Annotated in this window: 10 protein-coding genes; 7 read left to right on the top strand and 3 right to left on the bottom strand. The window is 71.2% G+C overall.

Annotation, left to right across the window (positions count from 1 at the left end; all coding sequences use genetic code 11):
• Window positions 1-214: 214 nt before the first annotated feature.
• The 6 genes from OG718_RS14610 (at window position 215) to OG718_RS14585 (ending at window position 16293) form a co-directional block, all read left to right on the top strand.
• The gene (locus OG718_RS14610) at window positions 215-4219 is read left to right on the top strand and encodes a glycoside hydrolase family 2 TIM barrel-domain containing protein (protein ID WP_328844323.1); all 4005 of its coding nucleotides are present in this window, start codon (window positions 215-217) and stop codon (window positions 4217-4219) included.
• A 156-nt stretch (window positions 4220-4375) separates the two neighbouring features.
• Window positions 4376-12865: a type I polyketide synthase gene (locus OG718_RS14605; RefSeq protein ID WP_328844322.1), complete on the top strand. Its 8490-nt coding sequence runs from the start codon at window positions 4376-4378 to the stop codon at window positions 12863-12865.
• A 107-nt stretch (window positions 12866-12972) separates the two neighbouring features.
• The gene (locus OG718_RS14600; protein WP_328844321.1) at window positions 12973-14457 is read left to right on the top strand and encodes an AlkA N-terminal domain-containing protein; all 1485 of its coding nucleotides are present in this window, start codon (window positions 12973-12975) and stop codon (window positions 14455-14457) included.
• Window positions 14458-14477: 20 nt separating this feature from the next.
• Complete coding sequence (locus tag OG718_RS14595) at window positions 14478-14969, top strand: methylated-DNA--[protein]-cysteine S-methyltransferase (RefSeq protein ID WP_143641001.1); 492 nt, start codon at window positions 14478-14480, stop codon at window positions 14967-14969.
• A 116-nt stretch (window positions 14970-15085) separates the two neighbouring features.
• The gene (locus OG718_RS14590; RefSeq protein ID WP_143641000.1) at window positions 15086-15790 is read left to right on the top strand and encodes a pentapeptide repeat-containing protein; all 705 of its coding nucleotides are present in this window, start codon (window positions 15086-15088) and stop codon (window positions 15788-15790) included.
• The gene (locus OG718_RS14585) at window positions 15787-16293 is read left to right on the top strand and encodes a hypothetical protein (RefSeq protein WP_143640999.1); all 507 of its coding nucleotides are present in this window, start codon (window positions 15787-15789) and stop codon (window positions 16291-16293) included. Before OG718_RS14590 ends, OG718_RS14585 begins: the two co-directional genes overlap by 4 nt.
• Before the next feature lie 15 nt (window positions 16294-16308).
• Here the strand turns inward: OG718_RS14585 and OG718_RS14580 are convergent, their stop codons facing one another.
• The 3 genes from OG718_RS14580 to OG718_RS14570 all read right to left on the bottom strand — a co-directional run bounded on the left by OG718_RS14580 (window position 16309) and on the right by OG718_RS14570 (window position 18801).
• Window positions 16309-17043, bottom strand: a complete 735-nt coding sequence (locus OG718_RS14580; RefSeq protein ID WP_306936668.1) for an SIR2 family NAD-dependent protein deacylase — start codon at window positions 17041-17043, stop codon at window positions 16309-16311.
• Between the two features lie 114 nt (window positions 17044-17157).
• A complete protein-coding gene (locus OG718_RS14575; RefSeq protein ID WP_328844320.1) occupies window positions 17158-17649 on the bottom strand; it encodes an NUDIX hydrolase in 492 nt (163 codons plus the stop codon).
• 57 nt (window positions 17650-17706) lie between these two features.
• The gene (locus OG718_RS14570) at window positions 17707-18801 is read right to left on the bottom strand and encodes an ADP-ribosylglycohydrolase family protein (protein ID WP_328844319.1); all 1095 of its coding nucleotides are present in this window, start codon (window positions 18799-18801) and stop codon (window positions 17707-17709) included.
• Window positions 18802-18938: 137 nt separating this feature from the next.
• Here OG718_RS14570 and OG718_RS14565 point away from each other — a divergent pair, with 137 nt between their 5' ends.
• The gene (locus OG718_RS14565; RefSeq protein ID WP_055618550.1) at window positions 18939-19193 is read left to right on the top strand and encodes a hypothetical protein; all 255 of its coding nucleotides are present in this window, start codon (window positions 18939-18941) and stop codon (window positions 19191-19193) included.
• Window positions 19194-19343: the final 150 nt, after the last annotated feature.

Genomic DNA, 19343 nt, shown 5'->3' with positions numbered 1-19343 from the left:
TCAGCCCTCAGGATCACACAAAGTCCGACAGGATCATTGCTCCGATTGTGTTCGGGTCCTAGGGTTTTCTGTGGCTCAGTAGGTGTCTTTGTCCTCAGCGGTCGCATTCTGTCCTGACATCAACTTCCGTCTGTCAGCCGCTTCGACCAGCTCGACAGAGCTGACGCTCCCTCAGTTCGCGCACCCCACTGTCGCACCGAGGAAGGCCACAGTCATGCCGCACCCGCACCCGCACCCGCACGCGCAGATGCCTCCCGTCAGCCGCCGTCGACTTCTTGAGGGAGGGGCCGCCGTCCTCGGTGTGCTCGCCCTGCCCGCGTCGGCCGCCCCGACGCACGCGGCCGAAAGGCCCGGGGCCGCGAACGGCACACCGGAGTGGAACGGCGCCATCGACGTCTTCCGGGTGGGGACCGAGCCGCCCCACACCACGCTCACCCCGTACGCGGACGTCGGACAGGCGCTGGCCGGCGACCGCACGCGCTCGCCGTACCGGATGAGTCTCGACGGGAAGTGGAAGTTCGCCTACGCCGACCGCCCCGACGACCGGGACACCGACTTCCACCGCACGGACGTCGACGACAGCTCCTGGGACACCATCCCGGTCCCCTCCGCCTGGCAGGTGCACGGCTACGACTTCCCGATCTACATCAACATCACGTATCCCTACTGGGGTCCGAACGGCCTGGGCGAGGAGCCGCAGCCGCCGGCCGCGCCGACCCGGTACAACCCCGTGGGCCAGTACCGGCGCACCTTCACCGTCCCCGAGGACTGGGCGGGGCGGCGGACGTTCCTGCACTTCGAGGGTGTGAAATCCGCCCACTACGTGTGGATCAACGGCGAGTTGGTGGGCTACAGCGAGGACTCCTACGTCCCCGCCGAGTACGACATCACCCCGCACCTCAAGCCCGGCACCAACCAGATCGCGGTGGAGGTGTACCGCTACTCCGACGGCGACTGGCTGGAGGACCAGGACATGATCCGGCTGAGCGGTATCTTCCGCTCGGTCCACCTGTACTCCACCCCGGCCGTGCACCTGCGCGACTTCAAGCTGGACACCCCGCTGAGCGACGACTACAAGGCCGCCGAACTGTCCGTCACCGCGAGCGTGCGCGCCTACGGAGACGGCAAGAACAAGAGCGCGGACAAGAGCACGGACAAGGGCAAGGACGAGGGCAACGGCAAGGGCAACGGCAAGGGCAACGGCAGCGGGCGGTACTCCGTCGAGACGCAGCTCTACGACGCGCGCGGGCACGCCGTCTGGCCGCGCCCGCTGCAGCAGGCCGTGGACCTCGGCTCCGCCCCGGCCGGTGAGGACGTGACCGTACAGGCCGCCAGAGCCGTGCCCGCGCCGAAGCTTTGGTCGGCCGAGGACCCGTACCTCTACACGGCCGTACTGCGGCTGCGCGACCCGGCGGGCAAGGTCGTCGAGACGCTCTCGCACCGGGTCGGCCTGCGCGAGTTCGCGCTCAAGGGCGGGCTGATGCGCATCAACGGCAGACCCGTCTCCTTCCGGGGCACCAACCGGCACGAGATGCACCCCGACCGCGGCACCGCGCTCACCAGGGCGGACCTGGTCAAGGACATGGAGATCGTCAAGCGGCTGAACATCAACACGGTCCGCACCTCGCACTACCCCAACAACACGCTCTGGTACGAACTCGCCGACGAGTACGGCCTGTACCTCGTGGACGAGACCAACCTCGAGACCCACGGCATCCGCGACGAGTACCCGGGCAACCACGCCGACTGGAGCAGGGCCTGCGTGGCCCGCGCCCAGAACATGGTCCACCGCGACAAGAACCACGCCTCCGTCGTCATCTGGTCGCTCGGCAACGAGGCCGGTGGCGGCAGCACGTTCGTCGCCATGCACGACTGGATCCGCTCCTACGATCCCACCCGTGTCATCCAGTACGAGGGCGACGACCGCCCGGGGATCAGCGACATCCGCTCGGAGATGTACGACAGCCCCGCGCGCGTCGAGCAGCGGGCGAAGGACACCGCCGACACCCGCCCGTACGTCATGATCGAGTACTCCCACTCGATGGGGAACTCGACCGGAAACTTCCAGAAGTACTGGGACCTCATCCGCCGCCACGAAGTCCTCCAGGGCGGCTGGATCTGGGACTTCGTCGACCAGTCACTGACCTGGCCGACCCCGAGGCGCGTGCTGTTCACCGAGACCGGGCCCGGCAGGGTGCGCGGCGAGATCCAGGCGGGCAGCGCGACCTTCGACCGCGGGAAGGGCCTGTCCGGCAGTACGGTCTTCGCCCGTGACACCGGCCTCGACATCACCGGCTCGCTGACGCTGGAGGCCTGGGTCACGCCGTCCGTGACCGGCTACCACCAGCCGCTCATCGCCAAGGGCGACACCCAGTACGCCCTCAAGCAGTCGGACAGGACCCTGGAGTTCTTCATCCACGGCGGCGGCCAGTGGATCACCGCGAGCTGGGCGCTGCCGGACGACTGGACCGGAAAGGAGCACCACGTCGCGGGCGTCTTCGACGCGGAGGCGGGCACCCTGACCCTCTACGTCGACGGCGCGGCGAAGGCCACCAGGACCACCACCCGGCGGCCCGCCAACAACACCGCGCCGCTGTCGCTCGCCACCGATGTCGACAACCCGACCCGGGAGTTCAGCGGCACGATCCGGCGGGCACGCGTGTACGCCCGTGCCCTCTCCGCGGCCGAACTCGCGTCGGACGGACGCGGACCCGGCGACGACGGGGTGCGGTTCTGGTTCGACGCGGCCACCGTCAGGGTCACCGAGAAGCGCCCGAAGGAGCGCACGTTCTTCGCCTACGGCGGCGACTGGGGGGATCACCCCAACGACGGGGCCTTCGTCGCGGACGGCATCGTCACCGCCGACCGCGGACACACGGGGAAGGCCGCGGAGGTCAAGCAGGTCTACCAGGCGATCAACGCCGCACCGGCGTCCGGCAAATCCCTCGCCGCCGGAACCGCCGGAGCCGCGGTCACCCTCACCAACGAGTACCTGTTCACCAACCTCCGTGAGTTCGACGGGAGTTGGACCCTCGTCGCCGACGGCGAGGTCGTACGGCGCGGGAAACTGAGCCGCGCCCAGCTGGACGTTCCGCCGCTCAGCAGCAAGGACGTCACCGTGCACTTCAGGCTTCCGGCAGACCCGGCGCCCGGCGCGGAGTACTTCCTGCACCTGTCCTTCACCACCAAGGAACGCACGAAGTGGGCGAAGGCCGGCTTCGAGGTGGCCAAGAAGCAACTCCCGGTCGACGCCGACAGCCCGGAGGTGCGGCCGGTTCCACTGGAGCGCGTGCCCGCCCTGCGCCACCAGGACGGCGAACGGTCCATCACGGTGAAGGGCAAGGCCTTCTCCGTCACCGTCGACAAGCGCACGGGCGTCATCACGTCGTACGAGGCCCGGGGCACCCGGCTGATCACCTCCGGGCCCGTGCCGAACTTCTGGCGGGCACCGATCGACAACGACAGGGGCAACGGCCAGCACGTACGCAACCAGACCTGGCGCGACGCGGGGACCCTGCGCAAGGTGACGGACGTCAGCGTGCGCGCCCTGCGCGACCGGGCCGTCGAGATCAAGGTCGCGGGGACTCTGCCCACGACCACCGAATCGACGTACACCACCACGTACACGGTCTTCGGCAACGGCGAGATCAAGGTCGACAACACCCTGCACCCGGGTGCGGCGAACCTGCCCTACATCCCGGAGGTCGGCACCCTGCTGTTCCTGCCGGGGCGGCTGGAGCGCCTGCACTACTACGGCCGCGGCCCCGAGGAGAACCACTGGGACCGCAACACCGGCACCGACGTGGGCCTGTACTCCGGGACGGTGTCCGGGCAGTGGACGCCCTACATCCGCCCGCAGGAGAACGGCAACAAGACCGACGTCCGCTGGGCCGCCCTGACCGACCGCGGCGGCGCCGGGCTGCTCGTCTCCGGTGAACCGCTCCTTGAGGTCAACGCCTCGCACTTCACCCCGGAGGACCTGTCGGTCGGGACGCGCCACGACTACCAGCTGACCCCGCGGGACGAGGTCGTACTCCGCCTGAACCACCGGCAGATGGGAGTGGGCGGCGACAACAGCTGGGGCGCGCACACGCACGACGAGTACAAGCTCTTCGCCGACCGGGACTACTCCTACACCTACCGGCTGCGTCCGCTGACCGACGTAGACGCGGCGATGGCGGCGTCACGACGGCCCACGGCGGGGGAGTTCTCCGGGTAGCGCGCCGCCAAGTCCTCCGGGTGGTACGGCAGGGAGTTCTCCGGGGACGGCGACACGCCCACCGTCCGGTCTCCGATTCTTTCGATCTTGTGTTCGGCGGGACGTAGGCTCGCCTCAGCAGGGAGAGAACGGCTCGGGGACCGTACGGGGTGGGGCATGGTGCACGACGACGAACTGATCCGGCCGCTGCCGGAGTTGCTGAAGCGGCATGCCGGGAGGGCGGGCGACCAGGTCGCCTTCTCGGACTCCGCGCGTGGCGTGACGTACGGGGAACTGGAGCGACGCACAGGGAAGTTGGCCGGTCACCTGGCGGGGGCGGGGCTCCGTCGGGGCGACCGGGTCGCGGTCCTGCTGGGCAACTGCGTGGAGCTGGTGGAGAGTTGCCTCGCCGTCACACGGGCGAGCGGGGTCGGTGTCCTGCTGAACCCCCGCTCTTCCGACGCGGAACTCGCGCACCTGCTGGGGGACAGCGGCGCCTCGGCGATCGTCACGGACCGGGCGCACCTCGACCAGTTGGCTCGGCTGGGCGACGAGTTGAGCGGTCTGCGCGTGCTGATCACCGGGCCGGGGCCGGTCCCCGCGGACGCCCCCGGCGGGACCGTGCTCTTCGATACGGCGATTACGGACGAGGGCGCCGGACCGGCACGCGACGATCTCGGACTCGACGAGCCGGCGTGGCTGCTCTACACCTCCGGAACCACCCACCGGCCCAAGGGAGTTGTGTCCACGCAGCGCACCGCGCTCTGGTCGGCGCACGCCTGCTACGCGCCGATCTTCGGGCTCTCGTCCGGGGACCGGCTGCTGTGGCCGCTCCCGCTGTTCCACAGCTTCGGCCACTCGCTCGCCGTGCTGGGCGTCGTGGCCACCGGTGCGAGCGCGCACATGACCGGGGAACTCCTGCCGCCCGGTGGGCTGTTGCGCGTACTCGACGAGGCGCGTGAGCAGCCGCAGGGACCGTTCACGCTGATGGCCGGTGTCCCCGCGACCTACCACCGGCTGGTGTCGGCGGCCGGGGCGACCGCCATGCCCTCGCGCACGGGGCTGCGGCACTGCGTCGTCGCGGGCGCGCCGAGTCCGCCGTCACTCGCCAGAGCCGTCGAGGAGGTGCTCGGAGCACGCCTGCTGGACGCGTACGGCAGCACCGAGACCTGCGGGATGATCGCCCTGAACCGGCCGGACGGGCCCAGGGTCGACGGCTCGTGCGGGCCTCCGGCGCCCGGAATGGACGTACGGCTCGTCGACCCCCGCTCCGGGCACGACGTCGCGGACGGCGACGAGGGCGAGGTGTGGGTGCGCGGACCCGGGCTCATGACCGGCTACCACAACCAGCCCGAGGCGACAGCGGCCGCGCTCAAGGACGGCTGGTACCGCACAGGGGACCTGGCCCGCCGGGTCGAGCACGGCCATCTCGCCCTCACCGGCCGGGTCAGCGAACTGATCATCACCGGCGGCGAGAACATCCACCCCACCGAGATCGAACAGGCCCTGCTCAGCTGTCCCGGAGTGGCCGACGCCGTCGTCGTGGGAGCCCCGCACGACGTCCTCGGCGAGGTGCCTGTGGCCTTCGTCGTGCCCGGTCCCGGGGGGCTCGACCCGCAGCGCGTGCTGAGGACGTGCCGCACCCTGCTGTCCGACCACAAGGTGCCCGTGGAGATCCACGAGATCGCCGCCGTGCCGCGTACGGCGTCCGGCAAGATCGCCCGCCGCGCGGTTGTACCGGGCCTGGCGCGGCCCGTGCTCGACCTCCGTTTCCAGCCCGAAACGCCCGGAGCACCCGCGGCACCCACAGCCGAAGTTCCTGAAAAGTCCGGCATGTTGAGCGCCTCGGCGCTGCGTGAGCGGCTGGCACCCCTCGCCCCGGAGGAACGTGAGCGCGTGCTGCGCGAGACCGTGCTCTCCGTGACGGCGGAGGTCCGCGGCGAGCAGCCGTACGAACGGCGGGACGCGGAGCGCCCCTTCATCGAACTCGGGCTCACCTCCCTGGGCGCGGTCACGTTGATCGAGCGGCTGGGCGCGGCGACCGGGCTGCGGCTGCCGGCCACGCTCGTCTACGACCACCCGACACCCGCCGACGTGGCGCGCCATCTGCGGACAGCCCTCTTCACCCCGGGGACAGCCGGTTCCGAAAGCGCCGCGGCCGACCCGGGTGAGGACGACGACCCGGTCGTCATCGTCGCCATGGGCTGCCGCTACCCCGGTGACGTCCAGTCGCCGGAGGACCTGTGGCGACTGGTCTCCGAAGGCAGGGACGCCGTCTCGGACTTCCCGTCCGACCGCGGTTGGGACCTGGCCGCCCTGTACGACCCCGATCCGGACCGCCTCGGGACGTCGTACGCGCGCAGCGGCGGATTCCTGCACCGGGCAGCCGAGTTCGACGCGGGCCTGTTCGGGATCTCGCCGCGCGAGGCGCTGGCCATGGACCCGCAGCAGCGGCTGCTCCTCGAGACCTCGTGGGAGGTGTGGGAGCGCGCCGGGATCGACCCGGCGTCCCTGCGCGACAGCGACACGGGCGTGTTCGTCGGCGTGATGTACGCCGACTACGCCGACCGTTTCGGCACCGAGCCGCACGAGTTGGAGGCGCACCTGGGCCTGGGCTCGGCCGGCAGCGTCGCCTCGGGGCGGATCGCCTACACGTACGGGCTGCGCGGCCCGGCGATCACCCTCGACACCGCGTGTTCGGCCTCCTTGGTGTCCCTGCACTGGGCGGCGCGTGCGCTGCGCTCCGGCGAGTGCTCGATGGCCCTGGCGGGCGGTGTCACGGTGATGGCGACACCGAGGTCGTTCACCATGTTCAGCAGGCAGCGCGGACTGTCGCCCGACGGCCGCTGCAAGTCTTTCTCCTCGTCGGCGGACGGCACCGGCTGGGGCGAGGGCGTCGGACTCGTCCTGCTTGAGCGGCTCTCCGACGCGCGGCGCAACGGACATCCGGTGCTGGCCGTGCTGCGAGGTTCCGCCGTCAACTCCGACGGGGCCTCCAACGGGCTCACCGCACCGAACGGCCAGGCTCAGCGGCAGCTCATCGCCCGCGCACTCGCCGACGCCGGGCTCCGCGGGGGCGACGTCGACGTGGTGGAGGGGCACGGCACCGGCACGAAGCTCGGTGATCCGATCGAGGCGGGCGCGCTGCTGGCCACGTACGGACAGGAACGCGCCCCGGAGCAGCCGCCGCTCTGGCTGGGCTCGGTCAAGTCCAACCTCGGGCACACCCAGGCCGCCGCCGGGGTCGCCGGAGTCATCAAGATGGTGCAGGCCATGCGGCACGCGGAGCTGCCCGCGACGCTGCACGCCGAGTCGCCGTCCCCGCACGTCGACTGGTCGTCGGGCCGGGTGGAACTGCTGACCGCGGCCCGGCCCTGGCCGTCGTCGTCCGACCGGCCGCGCCGGGCGGGTGTGTCGGCGTTCGGAATCGGCGGGACCAACGCGCACGTGATCCTGGAAGAGGCACCGGTGAGCCGGGAAGGGTCGCTCGCACCGGTCACGGGCCGACGGCAGCCCGCACGAACGGCCGAGCATGCTGAAACGGCCGACATGGCGGACACGGCTGACGCGACTCCACCGCCCCGGCCGTCCCGGCTGCCCTGGCTGCTCTCCGGGGCCGACGAACCCGCACTGCGCGGCCAAGCGCGGCGGCTGGCCGCCGAGTTGGCCGCCAGGCCCGCCGCGCTCACACCCGCCGACTCGGCCGACATCGCTCTCTCGCTCGCGGTGTCGAGGTCGGCGCTGACGCATCGCGCCGCCATCGCCCCGGGAGAGGGGGAGTTGGCGGGGCTCCGCGCCCTCGCGGAGGGCGAGCGCACCCCCGGAACCGTTCAGGGCGTCGCCGACCCCGGCATCCGCACGGCGTTCCTGTTCACCGGGCAGGGTGCCCAACGCGTCGGCATGGGACGGGAGTTGACCGAGTCCCTCCCCGCGTTCGCGACCGCCTTCGACGAGGTGTGCAAGGCACTCGACGAACGGCTCGAACGCCCGCTGCGCACGGTGGTGTTCGCGGAGGACGGTTCACCGGACGCCTCGCTGCTCGACCGTACGGACTTCACTCAGGCCGCTCTGTTCGCCTTCGAGGTGGCGCTGTTCCGGCTGCTCGAATCCTGGGGCGTACGGCCCGACTTCCTTGTCGGACACTCGGTCGGGGAACTGGCCGCGGCGCATGTCGCCGGGGTGCTGGACCTGCCCGACGCCGCCGCTCTCGTCGCGGCCCGCGGCCGCCTGATGCAGGCGCTGCCGGAGGGCGGGGCGATGGTCGCGCTGTACGCGGCCGAGGACGAGGTCGTCCCCGTACTGACCGACCTCGGTCTCACGGACCGGGTCGCGATCGCCTCCGTGAACGGGCCGCGCTCCGTGGTGATCTCCGGAGCGCGCGACGCCGTGCTGGCCGTCGCGGACACGTTCGCGGAACGTGGGCAAAGGACCGTACGGCTGCGGGTGAGCCACGCCTTCCACTCGCCGCTGGTCGAGCCGATGCTCGACGAATTCCGGCGCGTGGCCGAGGAGTTGACGTACCGGCAGCCGCGGATCCCGGTGGTGTCCACGGTGTCGGGGCGCCCGGCCGACGCCGGGGCCGGAGAGCTCTGCTCGGCGGAGTACTGGGTACGTCATGCCCGTCTGCCGGTGCGGTTCGCGGACGCCGTGCGGTGGCTCGGCGAGAACGAGGACGTCGGGGCCTTCCTGGAGGTCGGTCCCGGCCCCGTGCTCACCGCGGCGGCCGAGGAGGTGTTGTCCCGTCCGGGTGTCGGCGGCGGCCGTGCTGAATTCGCCGCCGGTGTCGGGCAGTTGTCGGGTGAGTCCGGCTTGCGGGAACCCGAGTCGCTGTTGTCGGCCGTGGCCCGGCTGCATGTGCGGGGTGCGGGGGTCGACTGGGCCGCGGTGTTCGCCGGTTCGGGGGCGCGGCGCGTCGAGCTGCCTACGTACGACTTCCAGCGCCAGCGGTACTGGCTGGACGCTCCCCGTGCGGGTGCGGGCGTTGGGGCCCGGGCCGACACGTACGGGCATCCGCTGCTCGGCCCGGCGTTCACGGTGCCGGACACGGACCGGACGGTGCTGTCCGGGCGGCTCTCGACGGCCGCGCAGCCCTGGCTCGGTGACCACGTGGTCGCGGGGAGGGTGCTCGTCCCTGCCACGGCCTTCGTGGAGATGGCCGTCCGCGCCGGTGACGAGGTCGGCTGCGCCCGCCTGGACGAGCTCGTGGTCGTGGCGCCGCTGGTGCTGTCCGGCGGTGCGGGGGTGCAGGTCCAGGTGGTGGTCGGGCCGGGGGACGACTCCGGGCGGCGTTCCGTCGACGTCTACTCGCGGCCCGACGAACCGGATGAGCTGGGTGGGCCGGACGGGGCGGGTGAGCCGGCGGAGAGCTGGACCCGGCATGTCACCGGAGCTCTGAGCGGGGTGCCTTCGGCGGCGACGGACCCGTCCGAGAGCGACTTGAAGGTGTGGCCTCCTGAAGGCGCCGTAGAGGTACAACTCGCCGACGCGTACGAGACGTTGGCGGACGGAGATCTCGGCTACGGGCCCGCGTTCCAGGGCGTCCGTGCGGTGTGGCGGCGGGGAGCGGAGCTCTTCGCGGAGGTCAGGCTCCCCGAGGAACAGGCCCCGGACGCCGCGCGCTTCGGCATGCATCCGGCTCTGCTTGACGCGGCGGTGCACAGCATGCTGCTCGCCGGGCCCGGCTCGGAGGCTGAGTTCGGCTCCCTCCCCGAACCCGGTTCCGGGTCCGTGCGGCTGCCGTTCGCGTGGAGCGGTGTGCAGTTGTACGCCGATGGGGCGTCCGAGGTGCGGGTGCGGCTGACACCGACGGGGCCGGGGGCGGTCACGGTGACGCTCGCCGACACGGCGGGGCGGCCGGTGGCCGGGATCGAGTCACTGGTCACGCGCGAACTGCCCGGCGGCCAACTGGACACCGCCGACGAGGTGGTGCGGCGGGCGTTGCTGCGCCCCGACTGGACGCCGGTCACCCCGGAGGTCGCCCCACCCGCCGACTCGGGCGGCGGGGCCTGGACGCTGCTGGGCCCGGACGAGCTGGACCTCGGGGCGTACCTTCCGGCGGTGGGGAATGCGTACCTTCCGTCGGCAGGGAGCGCGCATCTTCCGCCGGTGGGAAATCACTCCGTGCCCGATGTCGTGGTTCTCACGGCCGTCACCCCCGCCGCGACCCCCGATCCCGTCTCCGCGACGCACCAACTGACCGGCAGGGTCCTGGAAGCGCTGCGGACCTGGCAGGCCAATCCGCGGGCAGCGGGTTCACGGCTGCTCGTCGTGACCCGGGACGCCACCGCACCGGTCCCGGACCTGGCCGGAGCCGCCGTATGGGGCCTCGTGCGCACAGCCCAGTCGGAGATGCCGGGCCGTGTCGTGCTGGTCGACGTGGACGGACGGCCGGAGTCCTTGCGGATGCTGTCCGCGGCAGTGGTCACGGGTGAACCCCAACTGTCCATCCGATCAGGGCGGTTGACGGCGCCGCGGCTTGTCGCGGCCTCTGCCTCCGGTCCGCCCGGGACCGGAGGCCTCGGTCCGGACGGAACCGTGCTGATCACCGGCGGCACGGGAGCGCTGGGCGCGGAACTGGCCCGGCATCTGGTCACCGCGCACGGTGTACGGCATCTGCTGCTCACCGGGCGACGCGGTCCGCAGGCACCGGGCGCGGCCGAACTGCGTACGGAATTGGAGGAGTTGGGCGCCGAGGTGCGCGTGGTCGCGTGCGACGCGGCCGACCGTTCCGCCCTGGCCGAGGTGATCGGGCTCTGCGAGCCTCCGTTGAGTGCCGTGGTCCACGCGGCGGGGGTGCTCGACGACGGCGTACTGGACTCGCTCACGCCGGAGCGGATGGCGGCGGTGCTACGGCCCAAGGTGGACGCGGCCTGGCACCTTCATGAGCTGACCCGTGAGCTGGACCTGTCGGCGTTCGTGCTGTTCTCCTCGGTGTCGGGGCTGCTGGGCCGGCCCGGCCAGGGCAACTACGCGGCGGCGAACTCCTTCCTGGACGCCCTCGCCCACCACCGCGTCTCGCTGGGGCTGCCCGCCGTCTCCCTCGCGTGGGGGCTGTGGGGGCACGACGGCGGCATGGCGGCCGGACTTCGCGAGGCGACGGCCCGTGAACTGGTCCGGGCGCTCTCTCCGGAGCAGGGCATGGCGCTGTTCGACGCGGCGCTTCGCACCGACGAGCCCGTGCTGGCGCCCGTCCTGCTCGACCGGGCCGCTCTCCGGTCCGCGGACGGGCTCGTACCACCGCTGTTGCGGGGGCTGGTACGCACGGGACGACCGGCGGCCACCCCGGCCCCCGGCGCCGGGGCGCAGGTCGCGGCGGAGCAGGGAGCGTGGCGCGAGCGGTTGGCGGGCTTGCCCGACGGAGAGCGGGAGGGCGCGCTCGCGGAGCAGGTGCGCGATGCGGTCGCCGTGGTTCTCGGATACCCCGACGGCGACGCGCTGCCGGCCGGCAAGCCCCTCGCCGACCTCGGCTTCGACTCCCTGATGGCGGTTCAGCTCCGCAACGCGCTGAGCACAGCCACGGGCCTCTGGCTGCCCGCCACGGTGGTGTTCGACCACCCCACGGCGGACGCGCTCGCCCGGCATATGCTCGGCTTGATCAGCGGCGAAATGCCCGAAGCGCAGGCGCAGGTGCAGGCGCAGGCACAAACGCCGACGCCGACGCAGATGCAGGGACAGGAGTCGTATCCGGAGCTCGGGCAGAGGCCGTGGCCGGATCAGAGCCCGGATCACGGGGTGGATCGCGGGCCGGATCCGAAGATCCAGCCCGTCCCCGTCCCCGCGCCCGCGTCCGCCCCCGCCCGCACCGAACCCGTGACCCGGCCGTCCCAGACCCTCGCCGCCCTCTACCGCACGCTCTGCGCGAAGGGCGAGGTGACCGCGGGCATGCACATGCTGGTCACGGCGTCCCGCGCACTGCCGACGTTCGGCGCGGACGAGAGCCGGGCGCACGCCCTGACACCCCTCCTCCGGGCCGAGGGTCCCGCCCGTCCCGTGCTCGTCTTCCTCGCCGGGCACCATCCGCCCTTCGCCGTACCGGGAGGGGAGTTCGCCGGCTTCCACCGCTGCTTCGACGGCGAACGGGACGTACTGGAACTCCCGCACCCGGGACTCGGCGCGGGCGCCGCCGTGCCCGCCGACCGGGAGGCGCTGGCGCGGACCCACGCCGAGACGGTGCTGCGGCACGTCGGCGACCGGCCCTTCGTGCTCGTCGGCGCTTCCACGGGCGGTGCCGGCGCCCACGCCGTGACCCGGCAGCTCGAAGGGCTCGGAACGCCTCCGGCGGGCCAGATCCTGCTCGACACGTACCTGATCGACGAAGACAACAGCCGCAAGGACTGGCTGCTCGCCCTGCCCGCCGCCGTCGCCCCCCGCCTGTACGAGGACACCGGCGTCGCCGCCATGGGGGCGTACACGCGGATCTTCATGGACTGGGACCCGGAACCGGTCGCGACGCCGACCCTGCTGGTACGGGCCACGCGTCCCACGCCGGAGATGGCGGCGGGACCGGACGCGGACCGCTGGCGGACCTCGTGGCCGCTGCCGCACGAGCACGTGGACGTCCCGGGCGACCATCTGACGCTCCTCCGGGAAGACGCCCGTACGACGGCGTCCGCGGTCCGCACCTGGATCGGCACCCTCGACGGAGCGGAGGGAGGCATCCTCGGGTAGCGGGGGAGGCGTCCTCGGCCGGCGGAGGCAGGCGCCTCAGGTAGATGTCGGATTCTCGCCAGCCAGTGCCGTGACCATGGCCGATGCTGGGAGGTATGCAGAACGGGATGCACACCGACACGGAGCGCTGCGTACGCGCCGTCCAGTCGAAGGACGCTCGCTTCGACGGGTGGTTCTTCACCGCGGTGCTGACCACGCGGATCTACTGCCGACCGAGTTGCCCCGTCGTGCCGCCGAAGCCGGAGAACATGACGTTCTACCCGAGCGCCGCCGCCTGCCAGCAGGCCGGGTTCCGGGCCTGCAAGCGGTGCCGCCCCGACACCAGCCCCGGCTCGCCCGAATGGAACCAGCGCGCCGACCTCGTGGCCCGTGCGATGCGGCTGATCGGCGACGGGATCGTGGACCGCGAGGGCGTGCCGGGCCTGGCGACCAGGCTCGGCTACAGCACCCGGCAGATCGAACGGCAGCTCCTCGCCGAACTGGGCGCCGGACCGCTCGCCCTCGCCCGCGCCCAGCGCGCCCAGACGGCGCGGCTGCTCATCGAGACGACCCCGCTCCCGATGGCCGACATCGCCTTCGCGGCGGGCTTCTCCTCCATCCGCACCTTCAACGACACGGTCCGCGAGGTATTCGCCCTCTCACCGAGCGAACTGCGCACCAGGGTCCCGAAGAACCGGGCGAGCCACGCCAACTCGTCCGGCACGCCAGGGGTGTTGAGCCTCCGCCTGCCCTTCCGGTCCCCGCTCAAGCCCGACAACCTCTTCGGCCACCTCGCCGCCACCGCCGTACCCGGCGTGGAGGAGTGGCGCGACGGCGCGTACCGGCGCACCCTGCGCCTGCCCTACGGCCACGGCGTCGTCGCGCTCACCCCGACGGCCGACCACATCGGCTGCCGGCTCACCCTCAGCGACATGCGCGACCTGACCGTCGCCATCAGCCGCTGCCGCCGCATGCTCGACCTGGACGCCGATCCGGTCGCGGTCGACGACCAACTGCGTACGGACCCGCTGCTGGCCCCGCTCGTCGACAAGGCGCCGGGCCGCCGGGTGCCGCGTACGGTCGACGAGGCCGAGTTCGCCGTACGCGCGGTGCTGGGCCAGCAGGTCTCCACGGCCGCGGCCCGTACGCACGCGGCCCGCCTGGTCGCGGCGCACGGCGACGCGGTCGACGACCCCGAAGGCGGGCTCACGCACCTCTTCCCGTCCGCCGAGTCACTGGCCGCACTCGACCCCGAAGCCCTCGCCATGCCGGCCACCCGCCGGGCCACCCTCACCACGCTCGTCCACCAACTGGCCGCCGGAACCCTCCACTTGGGCGTGGAGAGCGACTGGGCCGAGAGCAGGGCCCGGCTGCTCGCGCTGCCCGGTTTCGGGCCGTGGACCGTCGAGGTCATCGCCATGCGTGCCCTCGGCGACCCCGACGCCTTCCTGCCCACGGACCTCGGAGTCCGGCGCGCCGCCCAGGAGCTGGGCCTGCCGTCCACCCCCGCCGCGCTCACGGCACGCGCCGCGGACTGGCGGCCCTGGCGCGCGTACGCCGTCCAGTACCTGTGGGCGACCGACAGCCACCCGATCAACTTCCTTCCCGCATGATTCCGGCCCGAGGACCTTCAGTGAAACAGCACACCGTGATCGACAGCCCCTACGGCCCGCTCACCCTCGTCGCCACCGACGGCGTCCTGTCCGGCCTCTACATGACCGACCAGCGCCACCGCCCGCCCGAGGAGACCTTCGGCGACCCGGACGACACACCCTTCACCGAGGTGGTCGACGAACTACGGGCCTATTTCGCGGGCGAGTTGAAGGAGTTCACCGTCGAACTCCACCTGGACGGCACCCCGTTCCAGCGCTCCGTCTGGGAACAGCTCCAGAAGATCCCGTACGGCGAGACCCGTTCGTACGGCGAACTCGCCGATGCCCTCGGCAACCCGAACGCATCCCGCGCGGTCGGCCTCGCCAACGGCAAGAACCCCCTGGGGATCATCGTGCCCTGCCACCGGGTCGTCGGCGCCAACGGCAGCCTGACCGGCTACGGCGGCGGTCTGGAACGCAAGCGGCAACTGCTGGACTTCGAACGGGGAGAGGCAGACACCGCACTGTTCTGAATCGGGCGCCCGGCTGCCGCCCTGCGGCCGGGGTCGCCTACCCTGGTCCACTGTCTCGAAGAACCGGCACACCTTCGAGGTGTCTCGCCGAGCGCAAATTTGACCATAAGGGTGATATGGCGGCAAGTGACCTGCAGGTCTGGACCGGAATCGTTGGAACGTTCGCCACCGTCGGCGTGAGTGTTCTCGGAGTGCTGAACTTCCAACGGAAACAGGACAGGTCCGCAGCGGTCGGGTCGGCGTTCAGGGAAATCGTGGAGTCACTGGCGTCGGACAACAAAACGCAGCAGATGGCCGCGGCGATTCTGATGCGCCGGTTTTTCGACGGCAACTCGGAGCAGGGCGCCGGTCGTACGCCCTACGCCAGTGAGGCGGTGGCCGTAATTGCCGGGCTTCTCCGGGAAGCCGAAACAGATCAGATCCAGAAGGTCCTCGCCGATGGACTGAGATTCGCGCCGTCACTCTCCCGGGCCGACCTGCAGGGGTGCAACCTGGCGCGCGCCTTCCTCGGATACAGGGAGGGCGACAAGAAGGTTGTCGATCTCACGCACGCCGATCTCTTCGAAGCCGACCTCACCGGTGCCTCTTTGAGGGGAGTCAACGCGTCCGGGGCGGTCTTCTACCGCGCGACTCTCGTGAACGCCGTCCTGGCGAACGGCGTCCTGACCGGCGCCGATTTTCGAGAGGCCCAGCTGGCGGGTGCCACCTTCGACGGCGCGCGTCTCGCCGGCGCGCAGTTCCTGGGTGCTTCGGACGTTCCGGCCAATGTGTCGTGCTTATTGGACTCGAACGGAAAAGTAGTCAGCGAAGAGCCCGTATGAAGACGAGTGAAACCAGCGTGGCCCGCATCTTTCTCGGGGCGCCATCCATCCTCACCCCGGATCAGGAAACGAAGCTGGAAGAATGGGTGGCCTGGCTCGAGTGTCAGTCGTTCCAGGTCATCCGATTGGGGCGGGACAGCCATGGTGAAAATCCCTGGCACACGCTGACACAGTTGCTTTCACGTGTGGACGGCGTTGTCCTGCTCGGCTTCAGACAACTCGACGCACGAAACTCCGTCTGGAGGCCGGATACCAAGGAGGAGGCGCTCTCGTCCAGTTGGTGGACTTCTCCGTGGTTGCAGTTGGAAGCCGGAATGTCGGTGGCTCTCGCACTGCCGGTCATCGTCGCGGCGGAGGCCGATGTCAACGAGGGTGCTTTCAATCCGGAAGTCTGGAACGGCCAGGTCAAGGGAGTGGAACTGAGCACGCCCGGAACGGCGACCGACGAGTGGCTGGACGCCGTCCGGGAGCGTCACGATCGCCGGGCGGGAGTTTCCGGATGACTGCGCACGAGGTCGTCAGTCGCTGTCCGTTCCGAGTGCGCGCAACAGTGCGGGCAGCGCCGTGCCGATAGGTTCCCGGATCACCTCGTCGGCGCGATCGTCGTACGGGGTCGGCTCGGCGTTGACGATGACGAGCCGGGCGTCGTGGTCGGCGGCGATTCCGGCGAGGCCGGCTGCGGGCTGGACCTGGAGGCTGGTGCCGACGGCGATGAAGATCTGGCATGCCTTGGTGATGGCGACGGCCTCACCGAGGACGACGGGGTCGAGCCGCTCACCGAAGAACACCGTCGCCGACTTCAGGATCCCGCCGCACTCCAGACACGGCGGATCCTCCTCCCCGGCCTCGACCCGGGCGAGGGCGTCCTCCATCGGCCCGCGCGCATGACACTTCGTACACACGAAACTCCTTGCGCTGCCGTGCAGTTCGAGCACCTTGCGCGCGGGCATTCCGGCCAGCTGGTGCAGCCCGTCCACGTTCTGCGTGATCACCCTGACCGGCACCCCGGCCCGCTCCAGTTCGGCCACGGCCAGGTGCGCGGCGTTCGGCTCCGCCTGCAGTGTGCGGTTCTTCCGCCGCATCTGCCAGGACCGGCGCCGGATCTCCGGATCACCCATGTAGTACTCGTACGTCACGAGCTTCTGCGCCTCGGGATCCCGCTGCCACAGCCCGTTGGGACCGCGATAGTCAGGGATTCCGGAATCGGTGGAGACACCTGCGCCACTGAGCAGGGCGACGAGCGGCTTGTTCATGGGCCGAGGGTAGGTCGCGTGTGCATGCGGGGCGAGCGGATATCGGGCGCCTGCCCAGCACGCGTCGCGTCGGTCGATGGGTCACGCAGGCGGGGGAGGTGAGTATCCAATGACTCAGGCCACGGGACGCCCGTTCTCCAGTTCCACCGTCCCCGCGCCCGTCGCGAGCGCGTCCAGCGCGGCGAGCACCCGGCCGCCCAGGGAACCCGAGATGTACTCGGAGAGCTCCTCGCGGGCCACGAGGCGCCAGGACAGCAGCTCCTCCTCCTGGAGCCGGATCGCCTTGAACTGGTCCTCCGAGAGGACCCCTCCGTCGTACAGGTACGCCACGATCGGCGGCCGCGTGGTGGCGGGCACCCAGTCCACGGCGAGCAGCCGGCCCACCTCCAGGTCCAGGCCGATCTCCTCCAGCGTCTCCCGGCGGGCACCCTGCCGCGGGGTCTCGCCGTCGTCGGACTCGACGGTTCCGCCGGGCAGCGCCCAGCCCTCGCGGTAGTTGGGCTCGACGAGCAGCACACGGCCCTCGGCGTCACGGAAGAGCGCGGCCGCACCGACGAGGACCCGGGGGAGTCCCGCGATGTACGTGGCGTAGTCAGGAGTCGTCATTGGGGAAGCGTAACGAGACAGGACCGGCGCCCGGGCAAGATCACCCGGGAGTAATCCTTACGAGGTCACCGCCCCGGCGGGCAGTTCGGCGCTCACCGCCAACCGCACTGTCCGCTCCGCCAGTTCACTGATCCGTACCCCGTCGAAGCCGAAGACCGCGCTGTGCACGGTGTCCTCCAGGGGGACCGTCCACTGCGGGGGAATCGCGGCGGCTCCGCCCAGCACACCCGCGACGGAACCCGCGGTCGCGCCGTTCGAGTCGGTGTCCAGGCCACCGCGGACCGTGAGGGCGATGGAGCGGGTGAAGTCGCCCTCGCCGTACAGGAGTCCGGCCGTCAGGACGGCGGCGTTCGGGATCGTGTGGATCCACCCGAGGCCCGCCGTCTCCTCCGCAACCGTGTCGAGCGTGTCCTCCCAGCTCAGCCGGGTCTCGTGGAGCGTCATCACCCGGCGCACGGTACGCGCAAGGCGGCTGCTCGCCGGGATCACCGTGAGCGCGGTGTCCAGGGCGTCCCGTACGTCCGGCGCGGTGAACGCGGCGGCCACCAGCGCGGCCGCCCACATCGCCCCGTACACACCGTTCCCGGTATGGGACAGGACCGCGTCCCGGCGGGCCAGCGAGGCCGCGCGCCGGGGCAGGCCCGGACTGGTCCAGCCATGGACGTCGGCGCGGATGAGGGCACCGATCCACTCCTGGTACGGGTTGTCGTAGGTCGCCGTCAGCGGCGGCTTCAGCCCGTTCGCGAGATTCCGGTACGCCGCGCGCTCCGCCGTGAACGTCTGCAGATACGGCAGCCGCAGCAGCCACAGGTCACCCACCTGCTCCGTGCTGAAGCCGAAACCGTGCGTCTCCAGGAGGTGCAGACCGAGGATCGCGTAGTCCACGTCGTCGTCCCGGCAGCTGCCGTGGATCCGGCCGCGTACGCACCTGCGCCACTCCGGGCGCAGCACGAACTCGTCGCTCGGACCGGCCGGCTCCGGCAGGTAGTCCGTGAGCGGCAGGGCGTCGGCCTGCCGCAGATAGCGGTCGATGCGGTCCCGCGTCCAGTAGTCACCCCGCTCCACCGGCTTGCCGAGCATGTTGCCCGCGATCCGGCCGAGCCAGCCGCCGAGGACGCGGTCCGCGAGATCGTCAACGCCCACAGGGGTCATACACCCGGTGTACCGAATTCCCGCCGGTCCTGCCCGCTGTACGTAAATCAGGCACCGCACCACATGAGAGGCTCGTCGGGTTTTAGTCGTATTGCGGTCGGGGGCCCGGAATCGGGGCCCCGAGAACTGGGAGACCCATGAAGTCGATGAGCCGTACGACCGTCCTGGCGGCCGGTGCCGCCGCCGCGGTCGTCGCCGTCCTGTCCGTCACCGGCGCGGCGCCCGCGCAGGCGGCCCCCGCCGAGCCTCTGGTGAACACCGGGGACGTCGGTGTGCGGACCGGGGACGTCGATGCCCTGGAGGACGTGCTGGAGCACATCAGCGTGCCGTTCGGGGGCAGTGGGACGCTGACGCATCAGCTGTACGACTCCCGCGGCACCGACGCCGGCTGACCCGCGGCCGCTGTCCGGGACGTGAGAACCGCCCTGGGCAGCGGCCCCCTCCTCCGGTTAGGGTCGCAGCGGCGCGACTGCCTTGACGTGTGCAAGGCCCGAAGAGCAAGGGGAATGCAAGGTGGCGGACGCTGCAGTGAATCGGGGCCG

The organism is Streptomyces sp. NBC_00258, from assembly GCF_036182465.1.
GTDB lineage: Bacteria > Actinomycetota > Actinomycetes > Streptomycetales > Streptomycetaceae > Streptomyces.
Note: the sequence above shows the minus strand (reverse complement) of the source record. Positions and strands in the feature narration are given on the sequence as shown.

Excerpts from the sequence above, each read along its gene's own strand:
- OG718_RS14610 (WP_328844323.1), top strand. The coding sequence starts at position 215 with ATGCCGCACCCGCACCCGCACCCGCACGCGCAGATGCCTCCCGTCAGC.
- OG718_RS14605 (WP_328844322.1), top strand. The coding sequence starts at position 4,376 with ATGGTGCACGACGACGAACTGATCCGGCCGCTGCCGGAGTTGCTGAAG.
- OG718_RS14600 (WP_328844321.1), top strand. The coding sequence starts at position 12,973 with ATGCACACCGACACGGAGCGCTGCGTACGCGCCGTCCAGTCGAAGGAC.
- OG718_RS14590 (WP_143641000.1), top strand. The coding sequence starts at position 15,086 with ATGGCGGCAAGTGACCTGCAGGTCTGGACCGGAATCGTTGGAACGTTC.
- OG718_RS14585 (WP_143640999.1), top strand. The coding sequence starts at position 15,787 with ATGAAGACGAGTGAAACCAGCGTGGCCCGCATCTTTCTCGGGGCGCCA.
- OG718_RS14580 (WP_306936668.1), bottom strand. The coding sequence starts at position 17,043 with ATGAACAAGCCGCTCGTCGCCCTGCTCAGTGGCGCAGGTGTCTCCACC.
- OG718_RS14575 (WP_328844320.1), bottom strand. The coding sequence starts at position 17,649 with ATGACGACTCCTGACTACGCCACGTACATCGCGGGACTCCCCCGGGTC.
- OG718_RS14570 (WP_328844319.1), bottom strand. The coding sequence starts at position 18,801 with ATGACCCCTGTGGGCGTTGACGATCTCGCGGACCGCGTCCTCGGCGGC.
- OG718_RS14565 (WP_055618550.1), top strand. The coding sequence starts at position 18,939 with ATGAAGTCGATGAGCCGTACGACCGTCCTGGCGGCCGGTGCCGCCGCC.